Source organism: Rhizobium rhododendri, from assembly GCF_007000325.2.
GTDB lineage: Bacteria > Pseudomonadota > Alphaproteobacteria > Rhizobiales > Rhizobiaceae > Rhizobium > Rhizobium rhododendri.
Map to the genome: position 1 here is coordinate 1,043,394 of NZ_CP117267.1, position 20,114 is coordinate 1,063,507.

The window sequence follows — 20,114 nt, forward strand, 5'->3', positions numbered from 1 at the left end:
AAAGAGCGCTCCGGATGCAGATACCTTTCGACGGGGAAAGCAAAGTCGGCTAGAGTTCGCGAAGCACGAACTGCGTGGCGGACGCAAACTTCACGGACTATTGCGATGACGATGACTGGTATTCTTCTGATCGTGGTGATGCTGGTCGCCGCTGTTCTCGTGTGGCTGAAGCGCGGCAAGGGGGCACAGCGCTCCGCCATGTTCGAAACCTCGGGACTTTCCTATTTCAAGGTGTTGCTGCGGCAGCGCGGCGTCGACGTATCGCGCATCCCGGATGCGGCGCTCGCCGACATCATTCGTGCCAAGATCGCCGCAGCCAAGACCCAGGCGACCGTCGCCGGCATGACCGACGCGACGCGGTCCCGCAAGAACTGGCGGATCAATCTGGTCAAGTCGCTGGAGGCGGAAGCCACCCTGATGGTCTCGCTGATGGCTTCAGGCGCCGAGGTCGATCCCACATCCGATGCCGCCATCGCGCTGACGCGACACGGCGTGTTCAAGCCAAGAAAGCCGACCGGTCTCACCGGAATGACGCCCGAGCAGTTCCTGGAGGCCACAAGGCGCGGCACGCTTTACTCGGAGCTCGGCGAGCGCCGCGCCAAGCGCGAGACTTCCTGAGGCGCCTAATATCGTCGAGCGCCCAATACCCGTTTGCCGTTGCCGCAGCATCACTCTTAAAAAACTGAAAGTTACTTACGCCCATGACGGCTGCCTTTTTTGCGGACTATGCGAAGGACCTGAAAGTCCTGCTCGACGAGATAGACACCGCGCCCAACAACTTCCGCTCGTTCGATCTGCATATCGATATCGCTCACAGGGGCCTGCTGTTCGTCTACGAGACGCGCCGCAAAATGGGGCAGACCGACAGCATCTATTACGCCCGGATGGCGAAGACCGGTTCCAGCAAACAGATCTCGCAGAAGACCGCCTACGATGCAGTCAGCGGCTTCTTTCGCCACGGACAGTTCCTCGCCCTCACAGGAGATTTTGCCGGTGCCGATGGCGCCGAGGGCACGACTGTCGAGGGTGATCACCCCACCTGCGCCGTTGCGTTCACCTATCGCCGCACCGGCATGGAAAAAGCGATGTCGATACGTCTCATCTTCCTCGGTTTTTCCACCGATGACGATGCGCTCGCCTATGCGGCGACGGTAGCGGATACGCCGACGCTCGCAGTCTCCCGCCCGTTCCGATCCGCACGCGTCTGGGAATGGAAGTAGGCACGGTCGCCGTGGTCCGAAGTGCTGCCGATCTTTTTCACCAAGGCACGGTCTGCCCGTCGAAATAGAAGCCAGCATTGGGGCCGGTCGCATCGTGGCTGGCCAGCCAGACGATCCCGGCCGCTGCCTGCTCCACCGTGCGATAGCCGGAGTGGTCGTTGAAATCCGTCGCCGTGTAGCCGGGATCGACGGCGTTGACATGGATGCCGCTGGCCACGAGTTCCTTGGCGAAGGCCACGGTGACCGCGTTGAGCGCCGACTTCGAGCTGTTGTAGCCCATCGGATTGACGGCATAAAAGGGATGGGCCGGATCGGAAACCCAGCCAATCGAGCCAAGACCGCTGCTGACCATGACGATGTTGGCTTCGCCCGCCGCTGTCAGCAAGGGTATGAAGGCTTGCGTCACCCGGATGGCGCCGAACACATTGGTCTCGTAGACGTCGCGGATGGCAGCGAGGGGCTGCTGGCTCGGAGGCACCGGCGGGCCGCCCGAGATGCCGGCATTGTTGATCAGCACGTCGAGCTTGTGATCGGCTGCAGAGACCGTGGCGACAGCGGTAGCCACGCTCTCGTCGCTGGTAACGTCGATCGCGAGCAGCCTGACGTCATCACCCTCCGCCTGCAATTGACGGACAGCCACCCCGCCGCGCTCAGCGTCCCTGCTGCCAAGCCAGATCCGGTAGCCAAGCCGGCCGAGTTGGCGTGCCGTCTCGAAGCCTATGCTCTTGTTGGCGCCGGTGATGAGAACTGTTTTTCCACTCATGGTTCGTTTCTCCTATAACCGAGGCCGGCCTATCGCCTGGGTCGGTATTTCTAAATACTGCGCTGTTCCGAAGCAGCTTCGGCCACCGCAACAGCGTCGAACTGCGGCTCGCAAGCCCTTAGCGAGGTTATAGTTTCGTTCTATGGTGTTTGATAATCCGCCCTAATCCGGATAAGCTGATCGCCATGGCGAACAGTAACGAACAGCTATTTCTTGACGATCTTTCCATCTTTCTCGCGGTCTGCGAGACCGGCGGTTTCCGGGCTGCGGCAAAGCGGCTGGCGATGTCGCCGTCGAGCGTCAGTGAGAAGATCGCCCAGCTCGAGGCTCGCCTGGGTGTGCCGTTGCTGATCCGCACAACCCGAAGCGTGATGCCGACAGAGGCCGGGCGCGGGCTTGCCGCACGGATCACGCCGCTTTTGAGCGAGACACGTGCAGCGCTCAACGATGCAGCCAGTACGCATGGGCAAGTGAGAGGGCTGCTCAGGCTGAATGTCACCGGCGCCGTCATGGTCGATATCCTGCCGCCGCTGATCGACCGGTTTCTCGATCTGCATCCGCATGTGCGGGTCGAGATGGTGGTGGAGGACAGGCTCGTCGACGCGACGGCAGCTGGCTGCGATGCCGGCATTCGCTATGGTGAGCATCTGGCCCAGGATATGATCGCGGTGCCGATTGGCCCGCGCATCCAACGGCTGGCCGCGGCAGCCTCGCCTGACTATCTCGAGGCACGCGGCATTCCCCGGCATCCCCGCGATCTGCTCGATCACGACTGCATCCGCCTCAGGTTTTCCAGCGGGGCGCTCGTCGAGTGGGAGTTTCAGAAGGGCGAGGAAACTGTCACCGTCGATCCGCCGGGCCGGTTGATCGTCGGGGTCGAGGCTGCCGCAACCGCGATCGAATGGGCCTGCCGGGGCCTTGGTGTTATTGCGACATTCGAGAATTTCATCGATCCCTACCTCAGGTCCGGCGCTCTGGTGCCGGTGCTGCCTGAATGGTGGATGCCGTTCGAGGGGCCATGGCTCTATTTTTCCAGCCGTTTCATGCCCGCTCCCTTGCGCGCCTTCGTCGATCTAATCGCTGCGGAACGGGCGTCGCTCAGTGTTGGAGGGTTGGTGCCTCCTGGAGCCGGAAACGCATAAGTCCTGATGACGCAAGCATAACCTCTGTATCGCACGCACAATCCGAGTTGCGGAGATCGCCTCTATCGGTTCTAGTGCGACACCTAATCCGTTCACGCCTCACGAGGTCGTCTTCATGAAGTCTCCGTTCCAGCTTGCCGCCTGTGCCGAAATGCTCTGGCGCGACCGGCCGATCGAGTGGCGGGCGAGCCGGCTGAAGGAGCTCGGCTTTGGCGTCGGTCTGTGGAACTGGCCGGAGCACGATCTTGCAAAGCTGGAGGCGACGGGCGCCACCTTTACCATCATGAATGGTTACCTCGAAGGACGCCTGACCGATGACGAAGGTGCCGCCCAACTGCTGAAGACAGCGCGAGAAACGGCCAGGGTTGGCAAGCGGCTGGGCGTCCAGCGTCTCAATCTGCATGGAACGGGGCTGGGCGAGGGTGGCCTGCCGATCCGGCCTGTCGAGGTCGTCACCGGTGCGATGTGGCTGAAGGCCCGCGCCACGCTATGCCGTGTCGTCGAACTGGCTGAGGAGGAAGACGTCACCTTCAGCCTGGAAAACCTCAACCTGCTCGTCGATCACCCCGGGGTGCCCTTCGGCCGGGCAGGGGATACGTTGGCGCTTGTGGCCAGCATCGACCATCCGCGCCTGACACTCAATCTCGACCTGTATCATGCCCAGATCGGCGAAGGTAACCTGATAGAACTTTGCCGCAAGTGCCTTCCATGGATAGGTGAAATTCAGGTTGCCGATGTCCCCGGGCGTCTGGAGCCTGGAACTGGCGAGGTCAACTGGAAGGGCGTCGCGCGGGCGCTGAAGGCGATGGGTTATACCGGGCCGGTCGCCATGGAAGCCTATGCATCCGGCGATCCCGAGGAAGCACTCGTGGCGTTTCGAGAGGCCTTCACCGTCTGAATGGGCTGTCCATGGGGCGCTGTTCGACGGCGCCTTGCCAGCCTTGTGCCGTAACCGCCGACTGCGGGCTTTACATCGGCGGCATGCCTAACTATGTCACGGGCAACATCAATCGAACCGAGAAGCGAGACCATGCGCGCCGAAATCGAGAATATTGTCGACGAAATCAAGCAGGCCATAAGCCTGCTGAGGAGGCATCTTTGACTGGGATCAGGCCGTAAGGCGACTGGACTGGTTGAATAACAAGGCAGAGGATCCAAACCTCTGGAACGATGCATCCGAGGCACAAAAGCTGATGCGCGAGCGTCAGAACCTCGAAGACAGCATCAATGGCGTCCGGCTGCTCGAACGGCAGGTCGATGACAATATCGAAATGATTGCGCTCGGCGATGAAGAGGGCGATGCCGACATCGTCAAGGAAGCCGAGGAAGGCCTGAAGGTCCTGCGCACCGAAGCGGCCCGCCGCCAGGTCGAGGCGATGCTGTCCGGCGAAGCCGACAGCAACGACACCTTCCTCGAAGTCCATTCGGGTGCCGGCGGCACGGAAAGCCAGGACTGGGCCAACATGCTTCTGCGCATGTACACCCGCTGGGCCGAACGTCAGCGCTTCAAGGTCGAGTTGCTGGAAGTCCATGACGGTGAAGAAGCCGGCATCAAGTCGGCGACGCTGCTGATCAAGGGCCACAATGCCTATGGCTGGCTGAAGACCGAGTCGGGCGTCCATCGCCTGGTGCGCATTTCGCCCTACGACAGCAACGCCCGTCGGCACACCTCGTTTTCGTCGATCTGGGTCTATCCCGTCGTCGACGATTCGATCCAGATCGACATCAACGAAGGCGATTGCCGCATCGACACCTACCGCTCGTCCGGTGCCGGCGGTCAGCACGTCAACACGACGGATTCCGCCGTGCGCATCACGCATATCCCGTCCGGCATCGTGGTGCAGTGCCAGCAGGAGCGCTCGCAGCACAAGAACCGGGCGACAGCATGGGAAATGTTGCGCGCCCGCCTGTACGAAGCGGAACTGAAGAAGCGCGAGGATGCTGCCAACGCGGAGGCCGCGTCGAAATCCGACATCGGCTGGGGTCACCAGATCCGTTCCTACGTGCTGCAGCCCTACCAGCAGGTGAAAGACCTGCGCACCGGCGTTGTCAGCACCGCGCCGGACGATGTGCTCGACGGCGAGATCAGTCCGTTCATGGAAGCAGCTCTGGCGCACCGCATCAGCGGCGCAGCAGATGCCGCAGTGGACGACATCGACTGATCGTCGCGACTGCTTCTGCCAAACAAAGACCCCCTCGCGGCTGTCTGCCTAGAGGGGGTCTTTTTTTATAGCCAGCGCTTACTCCGGCGCCTTCTCAACGACGATTTCCCCGAGTTCGTCGAGCATGACATTCCAGACATCCGCGTCGGCATCGGCATCAGCTTTGATATAGAGCGTGGCAAACAGGCCGGGTTCGCGGATGATGCCCCCGGAGTTTTCGGGCCGGATATCCGTAACGATGGCCTTCAGCGCGGTGATTTCGGGCAGTTCCGTCGTTGAAACGATCTGCGGCCCGTCGTCGGTCGTGGCGACCTGCTGCAGGTAGACCTTCGATGTGCGATCTGCCTGGCGCACCGCATAGAGCTTGTAAAACCCGTGGCGCGACGGTGGCGTGATTGTCGTGGGCGTATCGGTGCTTGGCAAAGTCACGGCGGGTGCCGGCTGCGCCGCTCCGTTATCCTGCCAGAAGCCTGTTGTCGTCGAGGCAATGATGCTGGCCGGCAGCACGCCGTCGTCGGCCCGCGCCTCGGAAGTCGAAACGACGCTTGCCAGCAGTGCGGCCAACAGTGGGGCGTGGAGTGCGTTTCTCAAGAGCTAGCTGCCATCAGATGTCGTCAGGGGGAGTGGGCCGGTCAATCGGAAAATTGCTCGGCGAGGATACGGTCGGACCACGAGCGGTCGGGGTCGGAAAGGATGCGGGCGGTGGTGTCCTGGGTCTGGGCGATACGGACGCTCAGCACCGATTTCACCTCCGTGTTGTCGGCCACCGCATTGACGGGGCGCTTGACCGGCTCAAGGACAGTAATGTCCACCGTCACCTTGTTGGGCAGCAGCGCCCCGCGCCAGCGACGCGGACGGAAGGCGCTGACCGGCGTGATGGCGAGCAACGGCGCTTCCAGCGGCAGGATCGGTCCATGGGCGGAGAGGTTGTAGGCGGTGGAGCCGGCCGGTGTGGTGACCATCAGGCCGTCGCAGATCAGTTCTTCCAGCCGCACATGGCCGTCGATCTCGACGCGCAGCTTGGCCGCCTGGTAGGACTGGCGGAACAGCGAGACCTCGTTGATGGCGAGCGCCACCGATTCGCTGCCGTCCGCATTGACAGTACGCATCTCCAGCGGATGGAACGCATTCTCGACTGCTGCATCGATGCGTTCGTCGAGGTTCTCGACACGGTAGTCGTTCATCAGAAAGCCGACGGAGCCGCGGTTCATTCCGTAGACGCGCTTGCCGGAGTTCATTGTGTTGTGCAGCATCTGCAGCATGAAGCCATCGCCGCCGAGCGCCACCATGACATCGGCGTCCTCCTGGGGCGCCTGGCCATAGATGGCGATCAGTTCTTCGCGCGCCGCCAGCGCCTCCGGTGAAGTCGAGGCCAGAAAGCAGAGGGACTGAAATGAGCGCGGCATGCAATATCCTTCGACAATCTCCGTCTACGTAAAGGATAACACCCCTGTGCGACAAGCCGTATTCGCCCACCGGCGATATCGCGGCATAGTCGCACAGCGGGCGCGGCTCCGGATACAATCTTCCGGCGAGGCTGCTGGAACAGGCTCGCCATGTCGCAGCCAAGCCGTTACAGACGAACGGGCAATTGTCCTTTCAGAGACCAAAGTGCCGATGTTTTCCCTCAGGCAGCCGACCTCGTTCGAGCAATCCATCAAGAAGAGCCGGTTTCTCGCGCTCGCAGCCGCGATTGCCGATGAGGACGAGGCGAGGGCAAAGCTGTCTGCTCTTGCAGATGCCGGCGCGAACCACAATTGCTGGGCCTGGCGTATCGGCCAGACCTATCGCTTCAATGACGATGGCGAGCCGGGCGGTACCGCTGGCAAGCCCATCCTGCAGGCGATAGACGGCCAGTCGTTCGACCGTGTGCTGGTCGTCGTCTCCCGCTGGTTCGGCGGCGTGCTGCTCGGAACAGGCGGCCTGATGCGCGCCTATGGCGGCACGGCCGCAGCCTGCCTCAGGGCTGCCGATCGGGTCGAGGTGGTGCCGATGGTGGCAGCGATCGCATCGATCGGGTTTTCCGATCTGGCTCTGGCAAAGGCGCGGCTTCTATCAATCGCCGGCCTCTCCGTCGTCGCCGAAATGTTTACCGAAGACGGCGCAGTGCTTTCCCTCAGTATTCCGGAAGGTCAGGCAGATCGGGCCGCAGCCCTCGTCGCCGACATTACGAACGGCCGGGTCCAGCTCGATTTCGGCTCTGTGGGCAATCCGGACACTCTAGCGGGAGCGGCGCCGTAGCCACGGATAGCTTGGCCATCGGGAACCTATCTGCGGCAACCGCGCCTGAACGCGGCGAAACGCGTGGCAGCGGCTTCCGTTTGCCGTCCTTATTGACTATCAGTCTGCCATCAATTGTGAGGAGTTCCCCCGTGCCGACCACTGACGATCTGCGCATTCTCGAGATCACCCCCCTGAGCCCGCCGTCCCGTGTCGTTGCGGACGTGCCATGTTCGCCTCATGCGGCCGAAACGGTCTCCGCTGCCCGCGCCGCCGTGCACCGTATCCTCACCGGCGAGGACGACCGGCTGGTGGTGGTCGTCGGCCCATGCTCGATCCACGATCCCGTTGCTGCGCTTGATTATGCACGGCGTCTGGTCGCGGAGCGCAAGCGGCATCAGGGCGAACTCGAAATCGTCATGCGCGTCTATTTCGAAAAGCCGCGCACCACGGTAGGCTGGAAGGGGTTGATCAACGATCCCCGTCTCGACGGTAGCTTCAAGATCGAGGAGGGCCTGCGGCTTGCCCGCCAGCTGCTGGTGGATATCAACGACCTCGGCCTGCCCGCCGGCTGCGAGCTTCTCGATACCATCACGCCGCAATATATCGCCGACCTCGTCAGCTGGGGTGCTATCGGCGCGCGCACCACGGAAAGCCAGGTGCACCGCGAGCTCGCCTCCGGCATGTCCTGCCCGATCGGCTTCAAGAACGGCACCACCGGCGACATCAGGATTGCGCTGGACGCGGTGACCGCCGCCTCGCAGCCGCACCATTTTCCGGCCGTCACCAAGGATGGCCGCGCCGCCATCGCCTCGACATCCGGCAACGAGGATTGCCACCTTATCCTGCGCGGCGGCAAGGCGCCGAATTTCGACGCCGAAAGCGTTGCCGCAGCTGCAGCCGAATCGCTGAAGGCCGGCCTGCCGCCGCGCATCATGATTGATGCCAGCCATGCCAACAGCGGCAAGAACCCCGACAACCAGCCGCACGTCATCGACGCCATCGCCAGCCAGGTTGCAGCCGACGACCGGCGGATCATCGGCACGATGCTGGAAAGCAATCTCGTCGGCGGACGTCAGGAACTGGTGGCCGGGGGAAAGCTGACCTATGGCCAGAGCATCACCGACGGCTGCATAGACTGGGAAACGACGGTCTCGGTGCTTGACGTGCTGGCCAAATCGGTGCTCGCGAGGCGTGGCTAAAGCGCAGTATCGACGCGCTTCCCGTAAAAAGCCGTCCATAGCGAACGAATGCCTTAGCTCGAAGACTTCTTCCTGAAGGTTATCTCGTAGCCGCGCGTCGCGCCGGCATCGCTGGCGATCTTCTCAACCTTGCTGGCAGCGGCCTTCTCCTTGGCGGCTGCCTTTTCCATCATCTGGCCAAGGCCGGCCAGGGACTTCTTTTTCGGCGGTTCGTCGGTCATTCCCTACCTCGCTGTTGCACCCGTTAGTGCTGCCAGTTCGGCGGGCAGCAGGCAATGGAAAAAAGCCATTACAGGCGCGCACAGTCGTAGGTATCAATCCGGGAGCTTTTCCGGCTGATCGACAGCGGCATCGGCAGACGCTGCATTGTCGTCTGTCGAAACCGCACGTTCGAGCTCGGCCGCGCGCAGCCTGGCAGCACTCTGCAGAAGCTGCGCAAACGCTCCCGGTGGCACACCATCGGCCTTCAGGACCTGACCGATCAAAGGATCTGCCGCTGCTTCATGGATCGTCATATCTTCGCCCATAGTCGCGCTCCTGGTTAATATGAACTGAATCGTACCGTCCATCGGTGTCGAGATTGAGTCTGGAATTCGGGTTCTCGGTTTCGTTATACTGAGATCGAACCGGAAGTTTTTTCAAACGCCTTTAGTCCACCCAACGCCTTGGGGATGATACGAGGCTGATCAAACACCATCGGTCGTCTACTCCGGTCCAAAGTCTTGCCCCGGAACTCGGGCTCCTGACCTCACTGGCTGCTCTGCGCGGGAGCAGGTTGTGACACCGCACCGCTGTTGCCGGCACCGCCGTTGGGTGCGGGGTTGGTATGGGAGACCTCTCGGGTCATCGCGAAGGCAGCCAGACCGACAATGAAGACCACTGCAACCGCCAGACCCCAGAACGACAGGCTTTTTCCACGTCCGGACATTGCCCGCTCCCGGCCCTGGTACGCCGTTTCGGGCACGGTAGCGGCATCGTTGTCGTTATCTACCGGCTTGGACATGACGATCGTTCCCCACAAATATTTGCCTGACAACCCGTCAAGCGCGAGCTTGTTCCGCCAGCAGCGCCTTTGGGGAGGGATCCGTGGCCGATTGTTATTCCTGCTGGCCGTCAGGCGTTCAGGTCGAGCTGAACGGCAGCTTCCGCGACTGCCGACTTTGTCTTCTGCTTGCGCCCCAAACGCGATTTTGTCGACTTCGCAGATGTGTCGCCGCCAGCATCTTCCAGGTCAGGAATGAGCATTGCGTCGTCGGTTGGCACGAAAGCGCCGCTTCCGGCTTCGTCGGCGGCACGGGCTGTCTTCAGCGCGCGCGCCTGCCGGTCTGGGGAAGTGGCGGCTGTCTGTGGGGCAAATCGAATCATAAACATGGTACTCCGCAATGTTCTCTTTATGTTCACATGCCGGAAAGCCCGAGTCAATGAATACATTCCGAGATCGCGCCGTGATGGCGGTTGTCCGCCCGCGTCCGGCGCGATAGGTATCCACCGACGAGCTCAGGAGACCCGCACCGCATGGACGACAACGTCGTGAAATTCAAACCGAAGCGCCCGGAAAAAGCGCCGCGCAGACTATCCCGCTGGCAGCGAAATATCGTCATCACCGTCTTCATCTGCGCCGTCTTCGGCATCATCTATCTGAAGAACTGGCTGATGGGGCAGGCGTAAGGGCTGGGCAACCCCAAGACCCGACCGCATGCTGTCGCACGCGGAGAAGTCGGATCTACGGAACATCGAAAAGAAAAAGTGGTGCCCCCGACAAGGTTCGAACTCGTGACCCCCTGATTACAAATCAGGTGCTCTACCAACTGAGCTACAAGGGCGGCAGAGGGGCAAATAGCAGATTCTCAGCGCCTGTAAAGTCAAAATCATTGCGAACGCTCAGCTTTTCGCATCTGTCCCCAATGCTCGGGCCACATTCAACATGGAAAGCGAACATGGACGCGCGGGATTCGAACAGCGCCATGTTTGTCGAGGGTTTTTGAAGAAGACCTAAGCGTCGCATTACTTTAATGGCCGGTCGCAGCGATGCGACCGTTTTCACCTCGCTTCAGCGAGTATCCCAGCGGTCAGGGCTGGCGCACCAGTTTCAGCGGCTTGCCGCCATCCTCAAGCGATTTGTCGAAGCTGCCGTCCGCCTTCATGTCGAAGGAGATCGACGTACCATCGTCGCTCATCAGCACCAGGCCGAAACCCTCCAGCGCCCAGAGCGTCAGCTTCATATCCTTGAACTCTGCAGCGCAGTCACCGTTCGGTGACACCTTGGTCGTGCCGTCGCCGTCCTTGTCGCCCGTCAGCTTGAGCGCGCAGATAGGCTGAGTTCCCTCCGGTTTCTGGATAGCCCAGTTGCCGGCAATGCTTTCGATTGTTGGGACATGGTCGATGGTGCCCAGCGCGGGCAGTAGCCACATCGGTTCGCCGTCCTCGGTTTCCCAGGGCGATCCCTCGTCCTGGATGAAATTGACCAGCGTCTTGTGGGCGGCATCGACGATTGAGAGTGTTCCGTCCTCGGAAAGCGTCCATGCCGTCGCCTTGGAAAGTGCGGGAACCGGCGTTGCGCAGGCTTCCGCGCCGGTAATCGCATAGCCGCCGGCAGCTGGTGTGGTGGCAAATGTCAGCAGGCAGCCCTTGCTGCCGTTCTGCGGCGCCGCCAGCCAGCTGCCGGCCTGCGCCTTCAACTGGTCGGCATCGGCAGCCTCGACTGCGCTGGCAAGTGTCAGCAGTGAAGCGGCACAGACCGCCAGGGCAAGGATAGGGCGCACGGCATTCTCCATCGGCTGCAGACCGTCGGGCCTGCCGATCAGGGTTTCAGGTAGGACCGCGCCGCATAGAGCGCGATGGCGGCGGCATTGGAGACGTTGAGCGACTTGATGGCGCCCGGCATGTCGAGGCGTGCGAGCACATTGACTGTCTCGCGCGTCTTCTGACGCAGGCCCTTGCCTTCGGCGCCGAGCACCAGCGCAACCTTGTCGCCGGAGAACGTGCCCTCGAGCGGTGCCGGCCCGTCCGAATCAAGGCCTATCGTCGTGAAGCCGAGTTTGTTCAGTTCGCCAAGCGTGTCGGAAAGGTTCGTCACCTGGATATAGGGAATAAGCTCGAGCGCACCGGATGCGGATTTGGCAAGGACGCCCGATTCGGTCGGGCTGTGGCGGATTGTGGTGATGACGGCACCGGCGGCGAAGGCAACGGCGGAGCGCATGACGGCGCCGACATTGTGCGGATCGGTGACCTGATCCAGCACCAGCAGCAGCGGACTGTCTGTCAGCGCCGAGAGCTTGCGCACAGGCAGCGGCCGGGTTTCCAGCATGACGCCCTGATGGATGGCATCCGGGCCAAGGATCTTGTCGAGGTCCTGCGGCGTGATCATCTCGACGGGGTAGGGCAACTGGTCGACAGGGCCGATATCGAGGCGCACCAGCGCGTTCTGGGTAACCGAAAGCTTCAGCAACTTGCGTTCGGGATTGTCGAGTGCAGCGCGCACGGTGTGCAGCCCGTAGAGCTGGACGAGATCGGGGGCGATCGGCGCAGGCTTCCAGTCGCCGCCGCCGGCGCGTTTGCGCTTCTGCGGCTGGGGCGTTGGAATTTCACCGCGTTCACGCTTGGCATCGCGATGGGCGCGGCGCAGCGTGGCGTAATGGGTATCCTTTTGCGAATGATCGCCGGACGTGGTTTCTGGGCCGGTAGGGCCGGGGGCTTTATCTTTGCTCATGCGGCTTTATACCCAGCGCTGCGATAAGCGCATAGTCCTTCTTTCATGTCTTGCTTTGATCGCGGGCCTTTCCGTTGGAGAGGAAATAATTTCGTCATTTTTGCACATTCCTCGTGTTGACAGACCGGAGCCGGGCGGTCATATACGCGGCGCAGTCACGGCGGCAACGTCGGGTCTGACAGACTTGGTAGCCAAGGTCCGGATGGAATCTGGAGGGATGCCCGAGTGGTTAAAGGGGACGGACTGTAAATCCGTTGGCTCAGCCTACGTTGGTTCAAATCCAACTCCCTCCACCATTCCGTCATTGGATCTTGCACCCGCGGGTATAGCTCAGTGGTAGAGCAGCAGCCTTCCAAGCTGAATATGCGGGTTCGATTCCCGCTACCCGCTCCAGGGTCTTGGAAATCCAAATCACAATTCCCATCTAACGAGTTGAACCGACAGGCGCTTATCGCTCTGTCCGGAACATCCGCTGCATTCCGTCAAACGGACTTCTGTCTAGCTGGCGGCGCGCGACAATCGCCGGTCGCGGGCGAAAATCCGGCTGTGCAATTAAGTCTTGCGCTCCCGCATCGAAAGCCTTAAACGGCGGCACTAAACCGGTTCGCCGGGGTCACCAATCCTACGTTCATCAGGAAGCATTCAAATGGCAAAGAGTAAGTTTGAGCGCAACAAGCCGCACGTTAACATCGGCACGATTGGCCACGTTGACCACGGCAAGACGTCTCTGACGGCAGCGATCACGAAGTATTTCGGCGAATACAAGCGTTACGACCAGATCGACGCTGCCCCGGAAGAAAAGGCACGCGGCATCACGATCTCGACGGCTCACGTCGAATACGAAACGCCTGCCCGTCACTATGCACACGTCGACTGCCCCGGCCACGCCGACTACGTCAAGAACATGATCACCGGTGCTGCCCAGATGGACGGCGCGATCCTGGTCTGCTCGGCAGCCGACGGCCCGATGCCCCAGACCCGCGAGCACATCCTGCTTGCCCGTCAGGTTGGCGTTCCCGCCATCGTGGTGTTCCTGAACAAGGTCGACCAGGTCGACGACGAAGAGCTGCTCGAACTCGTTGAGCTCGAAGTCCGCGAACTTCTGTCGTCCTACGACTTCCCGGGCGACGATATCCCGATCATCAAGGGCTCGGCTCTGGCCGCTCTCGAAGATTCGGACAAGAAGATCGGCGAAGACGCCATCCGCGCTCTGATGGAAGCCGTCGACTCGTACATCCCGACGCCTGAGCGTCCGATCAACCTGCCGTTCCTGCTGCCGATCGAAGACGTGTTCTCGATCTCCGGCCGTGGTACGGTTGTTACCGGTCGCGTCGAGCGCGGCATCGTCAAGGTTGGTGAAGAAGTCGAAATCGTCGGCATCCGCGCAACGACCAAGACGACGGTTACCGGCGTTGAAATGTTCCGCAAGCTGCTCGATCAGGGCCAGGCTGGCGACAACATCGGCGCGCTGATCCGCGGCGTCACCCGTGACGGCGTCGAGCGTGGCCAGATTCTCTGCAAGCCAGGTTCGGTCAAGCCACACAAGAAGTTCATGGCTGAAGCCTACATCCTGACGAAGGAAGAAGGCGGTCGTCATACTCCGTTCTTCACCAACTATCGTCCGCAGTTCTACTTCCGCACGACGGACGTGACCGGCATCGTCTCCCTGCCTGAAGGCACGGAAATGGTCATGCCTGGCGACAACGTCACCGTTGCTGTCGAACTGATCGTGCCGATCGCCATGGAAGAAAAGCTGCGCTTCGCTATCCGCGAAGGCGGCCGTACCGTCGGCGCCGGCATCGTAGCCTCGATCGTCGAGTAATAACGGACGATCTCTTGAATTGAACAAGGCCTCGCTGGCGACAGCGGGGCCTTTTCACGTCTGGAGTTTGCTGGACGTTCATGAGAAAGCCAGAGACGGTTACTGGCAGTCGATCCGGGTGACGATGCCGCCGTCCAGCGCGAATATCGCGTCCTGGGGCACATCCAGGCCCAGCGCATCCGCCTGCTCCAGGTCAGCGTAGATTCCCCGGATGACGCGTCCGGCGACGCCGTGCGAGACGATGATCTTGTTCGCGGCCGGGTGGCGCTTGACTTCCGCAAGCGCCTCCAGCAGGCGCTCCGCAAAGCCCGCGAAGCCCTCTCCGTCGGGCGAGTGGAAGAACCATTCGAAACGGCTGAGCCCGTCGAGGGCACCTGGCCATTCCATCTCGATTTCGTATGTTGTCAGTCCGTCCCAGCAGCCCATGCCGATTTCCATCAGACGCGGATCGAATACGATCTCGTCACCAAAGCCGGCGGCGCCTGCGATGATGGCGGCCGTGTCTGCGGCGCGCCCGAGCGGGCTTGAGAAGATGGCCGTGCTGTCGGGATCGATAAGACCCCGAAGCGTCGCGCCGACACGCTCGGCCTGCTGTCTGCCGAGCGTGGTGAGGCCGGAATCGACCTGGCCCTGCCAGCGGCCTGCAGCATTGAATTCGGTCTGGCCGTGTCTTACGAGATAAATCATTAGAGGTTATTGGCGAGGTAGTCCGGCATCTGTCAAGGGCGGCAATGGAGCGAAGGCGCGAAGCTCACGATACGCTCAACAACGCGAATGCGAATCGCATGCGCCGCCGACTTGTCCTGCCACGAAGCAGGCGGCTCAATCCTGGTCGCACCTCCTCTCCGTATGCGGCTGCCATCGCTTGCATCTCGTACCGCGCGTCTGAAAATATCCGGCAAGTTTCTCGCTTCCACAGGAGGCGTAGCTGGCGTCGCTCCTTGACGTCCCACAGCAAGGCGTCGTGGTGGCGGAAAAATCCAAAATCGGACTTGCCAATTTATGCCGCGCGCCGTAAAGGGAGCGCCATGCTTCCGAAGGGCATCCGGCGATATGCCGGCAGTGCCCGGAAAAAGCGTTTAGGGGTATAGCTCAGTTGGTAGAGCGGCGGTCTCCAAAACCGCAGGTCGTAGGTTCGAGCCCTGCTGCCCCTGCCATTGTTTTTGTTAGAGTTTTATAGTAGATGGCCTCAGTCAGATATCCCAATCTATCGTCGGGGTAAGGCTCGGGTAAGAAGCGGTGGGATTAGGCTTCGGAAGTTTGATGGCCACGTATTTCGTATAGACGTTTCCAATGCGGCAAAACTTCACGCTGCCTAGTGCCAGTACCCATTCGCAAGAGCCTCTTTTCCGGTTGTTGCTACTGGCCTTGCTGGTGAAATGTAAGTCCTGTCGTGTTGCCTTTGTCATCGCGTAGCAAACCCACTCCGCGCTCCTGAAGCGCCTTCGTAATTTTCCCGAAGCTCTCGTGCGTGACACTACCATCCTTTTCGAGCTTATAAATCGTCCGGGCGGCCACTCCGGCGGCCACAGCGAGCTCATTGTGTGTCAAGCCCGTATAGGCGCGGGCAGCACGCGCGATTTTCGGATGAAGAAGCCGACCCGATTTGATCTCGACCGGCGCCTTCAACCTGTCACCTCTGAAGGTTCAAGAATGAGCTCGAAAGCTTGCCAACGTACGCCTACACCGTAGTAGCCGTCTTGTTCGACCTTGCCCCAACCCAGAAAATCAATCTGCCTGCTATTGTAGTAGGACCGGAGCGTATCATGCGTCTCGCTCCATCCTCTCCCGCCCTCGACAGCGGCGATGGTATTCCTCGGCACGTTCACCGCGTCTGAGATGGCTGTCCGAGGTAGGCCAAGTAGGCTTCTTGCTGCCAGTAGCGATATGCCGTTGCTGGTTTTGCGGATCGCTTCGGAATTTTCAGGAAGGGAAGGGAATGCGTCGGGAATTCTCCAGCGTGCACCCGGACGGAAGATAGGTCCCCCGAAGGTGGTCTCGCCCAGAAACTCAATACCCCGATCAGCATAAAAGTTCACCAAGGTCACATTCAGTTCGAACCGCTCGCTGCACGGGTCTTCGGCCTGCACTATCGACTTTTGCGACATGCCCGCGAGTTCCGCAGCGGTGCGCTGAGAGTACCCTAAAAGGGCTCTCGCGACCCTCAGTGCTCCAGGTGTTGTTGGCGTCCTCATACCGATGAGAAACCGGCTCGAAGAAAAAAAGTCAACGGATGCTTTTGATGTCTTGAAATGACTCAAAAACAATGAAATACATGCAAATAAGCCTATTAAAGTAATCATATGCACGGCTCGACGGTTGCGATCCGAATCACTTCTGTCCGCAACTTTCAAAAGCCCGGTCCGAACAAAGCCGTAGGGCCGCTGTGGAAGAGATTAACGAGTTGGATGGCCCCAAACCTCAGCGAGTTGAGGAACGGCCTCCAGCGGCATTGTGTGGCCTCCGGAAGTGCCTCCATGACCAGACCTTAGGGAAGATATCCAGCCATGACGCGATCTAACCAAAGCCGCAAACTGACAGTGTTTCCGACGTCTTTGGCTTACTGCTACGCGTCGTCGCTGATGCGCCCGTTTCTTCGGCATAAGCCAACTATCTTAGCGATCCTTGTTGTAGCCGTAGATGACATGGCAGGTCATTTCGAAAGCGCCTTGGAGATCATATTCGAAGGCAAACCATTGTATGGAGTCCGCCGCGCGGCTGACGGAGCATCCATCAGGCTTATCAGCACGGGAAACTCGTCTCGCAACCAAATCATCGGGACGGCGCAAGGCGGTGATAAGCACGCTGTACTTATTTTCACGAACGAGGCCGACGTGCCCGCGGAATACAAGGATGCTGCCGACCTCTACCACGTGGTTCGCGAGTTCAGCCCTCGTCATTTTGTTGGAGCCGTATACCGGATTTGCGGCGATGTCGTCACGGACAAGGACGCTGGCTACCTAAAGACCATTGCCCTGGATCGCCTTATGGCAGCGTTCCGACGCGGCCGCCCTGCCTTTAGGTCGCTCCAGATTCTAAGAAGGGCGGACGCGGGTGCTGTCGAAAGAAGTACACGGGATATTGCGGCGAATGAAGACCCGATAGGGGTCGAAGACCTTATCGGGTATGGACCGGCGCGCGATTGGGGTCTTCAATTATTAAAAGATTTCAAGCATTTCAATGACGGTAGCATTGCATGGCGCGATGTCGATCCTGGCTTGCTCCTGTCTGGGCCTACGGGTACGGGTAAGACAAGTTTCGCCAAAGCTCTCGCCCACTCTTCGGGTGTTCCGTTGATCCATGGATCGGTAGCTCAGTGGCAGTCGGAAGGCCATCTTGGCGACATGCTCCGTGCGATGCGCGCGAAGTTCCACGAGGCGGTAGAGCAAGCCCCGTCGATCCTTTTGATCGACGAGATTGATTCGCTTGGAGATCGGAACAATTTCCGGGGGGAGTACGGACACTATAGTCGCCAGGTCGTAAACGGTGCGCTAGAACTCATGGATGGCGCGCTCGGGAGGCCGGGGGTAATCCTGATCGCAACCACGAACCATCCAGATCAGGTTGATAGCGCTCTGTTGCGGCCAGGACGATTGGACCACCACATTCGTGTCGCGCTTCCAGACGAACAAGCACGTATCGCGATACTCGAGCAGCGCTTGGAGATCGACATCAACGAAGACGTCGCCCACAGCGTCGCCGAACTGACCGACGACTGGACCGGCGCCCAACTCGGACAGCTTTGTAGACGGGCGCGCCGCAGGGCCAGAGTGCAGGATAGACAGGTCTCGGTAGAAGATATCATTCCCGCCATGCCCGACAGCGTCGCAGTCTCAAAGGACCGCCTGCGGACTACGGCCGTGCACGAAGCGGGTCACGCAATCGTCGGATTGGCCCTCGGCATGGAAATCGAGCGTATCAAGATTGCGGACAGATACCTCGCCGATGCCGGAAGCGTTTCCCTCGGCAGCGTTCATTTCCGGCGTGACCGAGATGCCAGACGCGACCTCCAGCATTATCTCGCGGAAACATGTGTTTTGCTCGGAGGCGTTGCAGCTGAGGGCGAGCTGTTCGATGGCCATGATGACGGGGCAGGCGGGACAGAAGGTTCGGACCTCCGGGTCGCGACGCGTGTGGCTACCATGATCGAATGTTCGTTCGGCATGGGAAAGACCTTGGTCTCCGAAGCGGACACGGAGCCGGGACTAACGGCGCTCCGTTTTCGAGACAGCGAGCTTTGGGGGCGTGTTCATAACCTTCTCAACGCTCAGATGTCTAAGACCCGCGAAATCATACGCGCGAACAGGTCCGCACTCGATCATCTGACCGAGGCGTTGATCGAGCGGAAGAGGATAACAGGAGCCGAACTGGCTGAACTCCTCAGCGAAAACAGCCACGAAGTCACGTTGCCTGCCCAAGATATCACTCCCCAGTTTCGAGGGAAAAGCCAATGAAATGCTGGATTCTATCCGACCTACACCTCGAGTTCTCTGGCATCGCCGAGATCGAGATTCCAAATGCCGATGTTTGCATAGTGGCTGGCGATATCCAGAACAAAGGCATCGCCAATAGTCTTCAGTGGCTAGACGAGCGTATCGCTGCTCACATGCCGACTGTCGTCGTCGCCGGAAATCATGAATTTTATCGGGCTGAAAACGGATTCGACGTCGAGATAGCCCTGGCTCGTGGATACGAACCTAAAGGAAAACTGTGGTTTCTCGAGAATAGCCACGTCGAGATTGACAGTGTTGTTTTCGTCGGCGCGACCCTATGGACAGACTTCGATGTCCTCGGAGAAGAGTTTTCCGGCATCGCAATGCGTTCCGCGGCGACCTACCTTAACGATTACAGGCTCATCAAAGACGAAAAGGAGCCATTCAGAAGGATTGTTCCAGGTCAAATGTATCAGAAACACGTCCTTAGCCTGATGCGTATCGAGCAAATGCTCGCCGTGCATCGTAGGCGGAAAAGGATAATCGTGACCCATCACGCGCCATCGATACAGTCTGTTGAGCATCGATACTTGGCGGACATGCTGACCCCTTCCTTTGCCAGTAATTTGGAGGACACGATAACTCGACTCGAACCCGCGTTATGGGTTCACGGCCACGTCCACCATCATGTGGACTACATTATGGGAAATACCCGAGTTGTCGCCAATCCAAGAGGGTATCCTAAAGAGCCATGCTACGAAAACTATGATTTCGGAATGGTGGTCGAAATCTAGCCGCAATGCTTGCGACATGAAGGGGGTCCGCATCTCGGCGAAGTGTTAATCGGATTCTTGCCCCCCTAAGGCCTCTTACCGATTTCTTAGCTTATTCTAACCTTGCGCTGCAAACACGTTCACTCTAGGGGCGACGCCATGTCGCCGCAAAGTAGGAACGCGCAGGCCGACTAAGTGAGGAGGAGGTATACGACGCCTGCAACTTGCTCATCAGGTCGCCCAGCGGTCGGCGTCACGCGCCCGATCGTCCACGGCGAACCTCATGGCCGCCTGGCGGTCGCACTCGTGCTTCTCCATATAGTACCTGATCAAAGACTGGCGGCGGTCCTCGGTCATGACGGAGAAAACGGCGCGGAACCTTCGCTCGATATCGGGCGTCTGACGGGTGGGCCTAAGCCTCGATTTCCAGGTGTGGACAATGTTGGCTAAGAGCCAGAAGCCAATGACACCGATGCCCGCACCCACGCCTGCTGCCGTCAGGTAGTTCATAGCGCCCCCATAATACATCCCACGCGAGTATGTAAGGGTATGAGGCTTTCGATCAAATGCCTTGCCGGTTCATTCTTTCCGCAGGGTTAATCGTGAGGAAAAACGGAACAGCCGCGATGAGTTGGCGGCTTCCCGGATGCGTCTTAAGGTTTCGGAGG

General features: G+C 60.0%; 24 protein-coding genes and 4 tRNA genes. 14 read left to right on the forward strand and 14 right to left on the reverse strand.

What is annotated here, in order from left to right; all coding sequences use genetic code 11:
• The first annotated feature begins 111 nt into the window (after positions 1 to 111).
• Together PR018_RS05175 and PR018_RS05180 are read left to right on the forward strand one after the other, a co-directional pair.
• The gene (locus PR018_RS05175; protein WP_142822251.1) at positions 112 to 618 is read left to right on the forward strand and encodes a hypothetical protein; all 507 of its coding nucleotides are present in this window, start codon (positions 112 to 114) and stop codon (positions 616 to 618) included.
• 83 nt (positions 619 to 701) lie between these two features.
• The gene (locus PR018_RS05180; RefSeq protein WP_142822252.1) at positions 702 to 1,220 is read left to right on the forward strand and encodes a hypothetical protein; all 519 of its coding nucleotides are present in this window, start codon (positions 702 to 704) and stop codon (positions 1,218 to 1,220) included.
• A gap of 37 nt (positions 1,221 to 1,257) precedes the next feature.
• Here the strand turns inward: PR018_RS05180 and PR018_RS05185 are convergent, their stop codons facing one another.
• The gene (locus PR018_RS05185) at positions 1,258 to 1,983 is read right to left on the reverse strand and encodes an SDR family NAD(P)-dependent oxidoreductase (protein WP_142822253.1); all 726 of its coding nucleotides are present in this window, start codon (positions 1,981 to 1,983) and stop codon (positions 1,258 to 1,260) included.
• Between the two features lie 185 nt (positions 1,984 to 2,168).
• On the opposite strand from PR018_RS05185, the gene PR018_RS05190 reads away from it, so the two are divergent.
• The 3 genes from PR018_RS05190 to prfB all read left to right on the forward strand — a co-directional run bounded on the left by PR018_RS05190 (position 2,169) and on the right by prfB (position 5,287).
• On the forward strand, positions 2,169 to 3,125 hold the full coding sequence (locus tag PR018_RS05190; protein ID WP_142822254.1) for a LysR family transcriptional regulator: 957 nt from the start codon (positions 2,169 to 2,171) through the stop codon (positions 3,123 to 3,125).
• Positions 3,126 to 3,240: 115 nt separating this feature from the next.
• Positions 3,241 to 4,023, forward strand: a complete 783-nt coding sequence (locus PR018_RS05195) for a TIM barrel protein (protein ID WP_142822255.1) — start codon at positions 3,241 to 3,243, stop codon at positions 4,021 to 4,023.
• 132 nt (positions 4,024 to 4,155) lie between these two features.
• Positions 4,156 to 5,287, forward strand: a protein-coding gene (gene prfB / locus PR018_RS05200; protein ID WP_142822256.1) for a peptide chain release factor 2 whose coding sequence is annotated in 2 segments (ribosomal slippage) — positions 4,156 to 4,224 and positions 4,226 to 5,287 — 1,131 coding nt in all. Because the reading frame shifts where the segments join, the coding sequence is not laid out codon by codon here.
• A gap of 78 nt (positions 5,288 to 5,365) precedes the next feature.
• Here the strand turns inward: prfB and PR018_RS05205 are convergent.
• Together PR018_RS05205 and PR018_RS05210 are read right to left on the reverse strand one after the other, a co-directional pair.
• Positions 5,366 to 5,878, reverse strand: coding sequence for a hypothetical protein (locus PR018_RS05205; protein WP_224128255.1), 513 nt, complete (start codon positions 5,876 to 5,878; stop codon positions 5,366 to 5,368).
• Positions 5,879 to 5,919: 41 nt separating this feature from the next.
• Positions 5,920 to 6,693 carry an NAD kinase gene (locus tag PR018_RS05210; protein WP_142822257.1) on the reverse strand — a complete coding sequence of 258 codons (774 nt, stop codon included), beginning with the start codon at positions 6,691 to 6,693 and terminating at the stop codon, positions 5,920 to 5,922.
• Positions 6,694 to 6,904: 211 nt separating this feature from the next.
• Between PR018_RS05210 and PR018_RS05215 the strand changes: the two genes are divergently transcribed.
• Both PR018_RS05215 and PR018_RS05220 read left to right on the forward strand, forming a co-directional pair.
• Entirely contained in the window at positions 6,905 to 7,528 is a 624-nt protein-coding gene (locus PR018_RS05215; protein ID WP_142823565.1) for an IMPACT family protein, read from the forward strand.
• A gap of 131 nt (positions 7,529 to 7,659) precedes the next feature.
• Positions 7,660 to 8,709, forward strand: a complete 1,050-nt coding sequence (locus PR018_RS05220) for a 3-deoxy-7-phosphoheptulonate synthase (RefSeq protein ID WP_142822258.1) — start codon at positions 7,660 to 7,662, stop codon at positions 8,707 to 8,709.
• A 53-nt stretch (positions 8,710 to 8,762) separates the two neighbouring features.
• Here PR018_RS05220 and PR018_RS05225 read toward each other — a convergent pair whose 3' ends face one another.
• From PR018_RS05225 to PR018_RS05240, 4 genes are all read right to left on the reverse strand, one after another.
• Positions 8,763 to 8,930 carry a hypothetical protein gene (locus PR018_RS05225; protein ID WP_153816477.1) on the reverse strand — a complete coding sequence of 56 codons (168 nt, stop codon included), beginning with the start codon at positions 8,928 to 8,930 and terminating at the stop codon, positions 8,763 to 8,765.
• Positions 8,931 to 9,023: 93 nt separating this feature from the next.
• Positions 9,024 to 9,236 carry a hypothetical protein gene (locus PR018_RS05230; protein WP_162556542.1) on the reverse strand — a complete coding sequence of 71 codons (213 nt, stop codon included), beginning with the start codon at positions 9,234 to 9,236 and terminating at the stop codon, positions 9,024 to 9,026.
• Positions 9,237 to 9,457: 221 nt separating this feature from the next.
• Positions 9,458 to 9,712: a hypothetical protein gene (locus PR018_RS05235; RefSeq protein WP_142822260.1), complete on the reverse strand. Its 255-nt coding sequence runs from the start codon at positions 9,710 to 9,712 to the stop codon at positions 9,458 to 9,460.
• 110 nt (positions 9,713 to 9,822) lie between these two features.
• The gene (locus PR018_RS05240; protein ID WP_142822261.1) at positions 9,823 to 10,074 is read right to left on the reverse strand and encodes a hypothetical protein; all 252 of its coding nucleotides are present in this window, start codon (positions 10,072 to 10,074) and stop codon (positions 9,823 to 9,825) included.
• A 150-nt stretch (positions 10,075 to 10,224) separates the two neighbouring features.
• Between PR018_RS05240 and PR018_RS05245 the strand changes: the two genes are divergently transcribed.
• Complete coding sequence (locus PR018_RS05245) at positions 10,225 to 10,377, forward strand: hypothetical protein (RefSeq protein WP_153816476.1); 153 nt, start codon at positions 10,225 to 10,227, stop codon at positions 10,375 to 10,377.
• Positions 10,378 to 10,456: 79 nt separating this feature from the next.
• On the opposite strand, the gene PR018_RS05250 is transcribed toward PR018_RS05245, so the two are convergent.
• From PR018_RS05250 to PR018_RS05260, 3 genes are all read right to left on the reverse strand, one after another.
• Positions 10,457 to 10,532: transfer RNA gene (locus PR018_RS05250), tRNA-Thr, on the reverse strand.
• Between the two features lie 246 nt (positions 10,533 to 10,778).
• Positions 10,779 to 11,471 (reverse strand): AprI/Inh family metalloprotease inhibitor, encoded by a 693-nt coding sequence (locus PR018_RS05255; protein ID WP_224128253.1) that lies wholly within the window; start codon positions 11,469 to 11,471, stop codon positions 10,779 to 10,781.
• A 38-nt stretch (positions 11,472 to 11,509) separates the two neighbouring features.
• A complete protein-coding gene (locus tag PR018_RS05260; protein WP_142828910.1) occupies positions 11,510 to 12,418 on the reverse strand; it encodes a TrmH family RNA methyltransferase in 909 nt (302 codons plus the stop codon).
• Between the two features lie 211 nt (positions 12,419 to 12,629).
• Here PR018_RS05260 and PR018_RS05265 point away from each other — a divergent pair.
• The 3 genes from PR018_RS05265 (at position 12,630) to tuf (ending at position 14,240) form a co-directional block, all read left to right on the forward strand.
• A tRNA-Tyr gene (locus PR018_RS05265) sits at positions 12,630 to 12,714 on the forward strand.
• Between the two features lie 23 nt (positions 12,715 to 12,737).
• Positions 12,738 to 12,811 (forward strand) — tRNA-Gly (locus PR018_RS05270).
• A gap of 253 nt (positions 12,812 to 13,064) precedes the next feature.
• Positions 13,065 to 14,240, forward strand: a complete 1,176-nt coding sequence (gene tuf / locus PR018_RS05275) for an elongation factor Tu (RefSeq protein ID WP_142822264.1) — start codon at positions 13,065 to 13,067, stop codon at positions 14,238 to 14,240.
• A gap of 99 nt (positions 14,241 to 14,339) precedes the next feature.
• Here tuf and PR018_RS05280 read toward each other — a convergent pair whose 3' ends face one another.
• On the reverse strand, positions 14,340 to 14,927 hold the full coding sequence (locus tag PR018_RS05280) for a histidine phosphatase family protein (protein WP_142822265.1): 588 nt from the start codon (positions 14,925 to 14,927) through the stop codon (positions 14,340 to 14,342).
• Between the two features lie 394 nt (positions 14,928 to 15,321).
• Here PR018_RS05280 and PR018_RS05285 point away from each other — a divergent pair.
• Positions 15,322 to 15,397 (forward strand) — tRNA-Trp (locus PR018_RS05285).
• A 202-nt stretch (positions 15,398 to 15,599) separates the two neighbouring features.
• On the opposite strand, the gene PR018_RS05290 is transcribed toward PR018_RS05285, so the two are convergent.
• Entirely contained in the window at positions 15,600 to 15,869 is a 270-nt protein-coding gene (locus PR018_RS05290; protein ID WP_142828908.1) for a helix-turn-helix domain-containing protein, read from the reverse strand.
• Positions 15,866 to 16,594: a helix-turn-helix domain-containing protein gene (locus tag PR018_RS05295; RefSeq protein ID WP_142828906.1), complete on the reverse strand. Its 729-nt coding sequence runs from the start codon at positions 16,592 to 16,594 to the stop codon at positions 15,866 to 15,868. Before PR018_RS05295 ends, PR018_RS05290 begins: the two co-directional genes overlap by 4 nt.
• 153 nt (positions 16,595 to 16,747) lie before the next feature.
• On the opposite strand from PR018_RS05295, the gene PR018_RS05300 reads away from it, so the two are divergent.
• Both PR018_RS05300 and PR018_RS05305 read left to right on the forward strand, forming a co-directional pair.
• A complete protein-coding gene (locus PR018_RS05300; protein WP_142828904.1) occupies positions 16,748 to 18,694 on the forward strand; it encodes an AAA family ATPase in 1,947 nt (648 codons plus the stop codon).
• Entirely contained in the window at positions 18,691 to 19,467 is a 777-nt protein-coding gene (locus PR018_RS05305) for a metallophosphoesterase (RefSeq protein WP_142828902.1), read from the forward strand. The genes PR018_RS05300 and PR018_RS05305 overlap by 4 nt, the downstream gene beginning before the upstream one ends.
• A 210-nt stretch (positions 19,468 to 19,677) precedes the next feature.
• Here the strand turns inward: PR018_RS05305 and PR018_RS05310 are convergent, their stop codons facing one another.
• Positions 19,678 to 19,956 (reverse strand): hypothetical protein, encoded by a 279-nt coding sequence (locus PR018_RS05310; protein ID WP_142828900.1) that lies wholly within the window; start codon positions 19,954 to 19,956, stop codon positions 19,678 to 19,680.
• Positions 19,957 to 20,114: the final 158 nt, after the last annotated feature.

Coding starts and splice junctions, on each gene's coding strand:
- PR018_RS05180 (WP_142822252.1), top strand. CDS start 702: ATGACGGCTGCCTTTTTTGCGGACTATGCGAAGGACCTGAAAGTCCTG.
- PR018_RS05215 (WP_142823565.1), top strand. CDS start 6,905: ATGTTTTCCCTCAGGCAGCCGACCTCGTTCGAGCAATCCATCAAGAAG.
- PR018_RS05240 (WP_142822261.1), bottom strand. CDS start 10,074: ATGATTCGATTTGCCCCACAGACAGCCGCCACTTCCCCAGACCGGCAG.
- PR018_RS05260 (WP_142828910.1), bottom strand. CDS start 12,418: ATGAGCAAAGATAAAGCCCCCGGCCCTACCGGCCCAGAAACCACGTCC.
- PR018_RS05300 (WP_142828904.1), top strand. CDS start 16,748: ATGACGCGATCTAACCAAAGCCGCAAACTGACAGTGTTTCCGACGTCT.
- PR018_RS05175 (WP_142822251.1), top strand. CDS start 112: ATGACTGGTATTCTTCTGATCGTGGTGATGCTGGTCGCCGCTGTTCTC.
- PR018_RS05235 (WP_142822260.1), bottom strand. CDS start 9,712: ATGTCCAAGCCGGTAGATAACGACAACGATGCCGCTACCGTGCCCGAA.
- PR018_RS05190 (WP_142822254.1), top strand. CDS start 2,169: ATGGCGAACAGTAACGAACAGCTATTTCTTGACGATCTTTCCATCTTT.
- PR018_RS05195 (WP_142822255.1), top strand. CDS start 3,241: ATGAAGTCTCCGTTCCAGCTTGCCGCCTGTGCCGAAATGCTCTGGCGC.
- PR018_RS05210 (WP_142822257.1), bottom strand. CDS start 6,693: ATGCCGCGCTCATTTCAGTCCCTCTGCTTTCTGGCCTCGACTTCACCG.
- PR018_RS05305 (WP_142828902.1), top strand. CDS start 18,691: ATGAAATGCTGGATTCTATCCGACCTACACCTCGAGTTCTCTGGCATC.
- PR018_RS05280 (WP_142822265.1), bottom strand. CDS start 14,927: ATGATTTATCTCGTAAGACACGGCCAGACCGAATTCAATGCTGCAGGC.
- PR018_RS05185 (WP_142822253.1), bottom strand. CDS start 1,983: ATGAGTGGAAAAACAGTTCTCATCACCGGCGCCAACAAGAGCATAGGC.
- tuf (WP_142822264.1), top strand. CDS start 13,065: ATGGCAAAGAGTAAGTTTGAGCGCAACAAGCCGCACGTTAACATCGGC.
- PR018_RS05310 (WP_142828900.1), bottom strand. CDS start 19,956: ATGAACTACCTGACGGCAGCAGGCGTGGGTGCGGGCATCGGTGTCATT.
- PR018_RS05230 (WP_162556542.1), bottom strand. CDS start 9,236: ATGGGCGAAGATATGACGATCCATGAAGCAGCGGCAGATCCTTTGATC.
- PR018_RS05225 (WP_153816477.1), bottom strand. CDS start 8,930: ATGACCGACGAACCGCCGAAAAAGAAGTCCCTGGCCGGCCTTGGCCAG.
- PR018_RS05245 (WP_153816476.1), top strand. CDS start 10,225: ATGGACGACAACGTCGTGAAATTCAAACCGAAGCGCCCGGAAAAAGCG.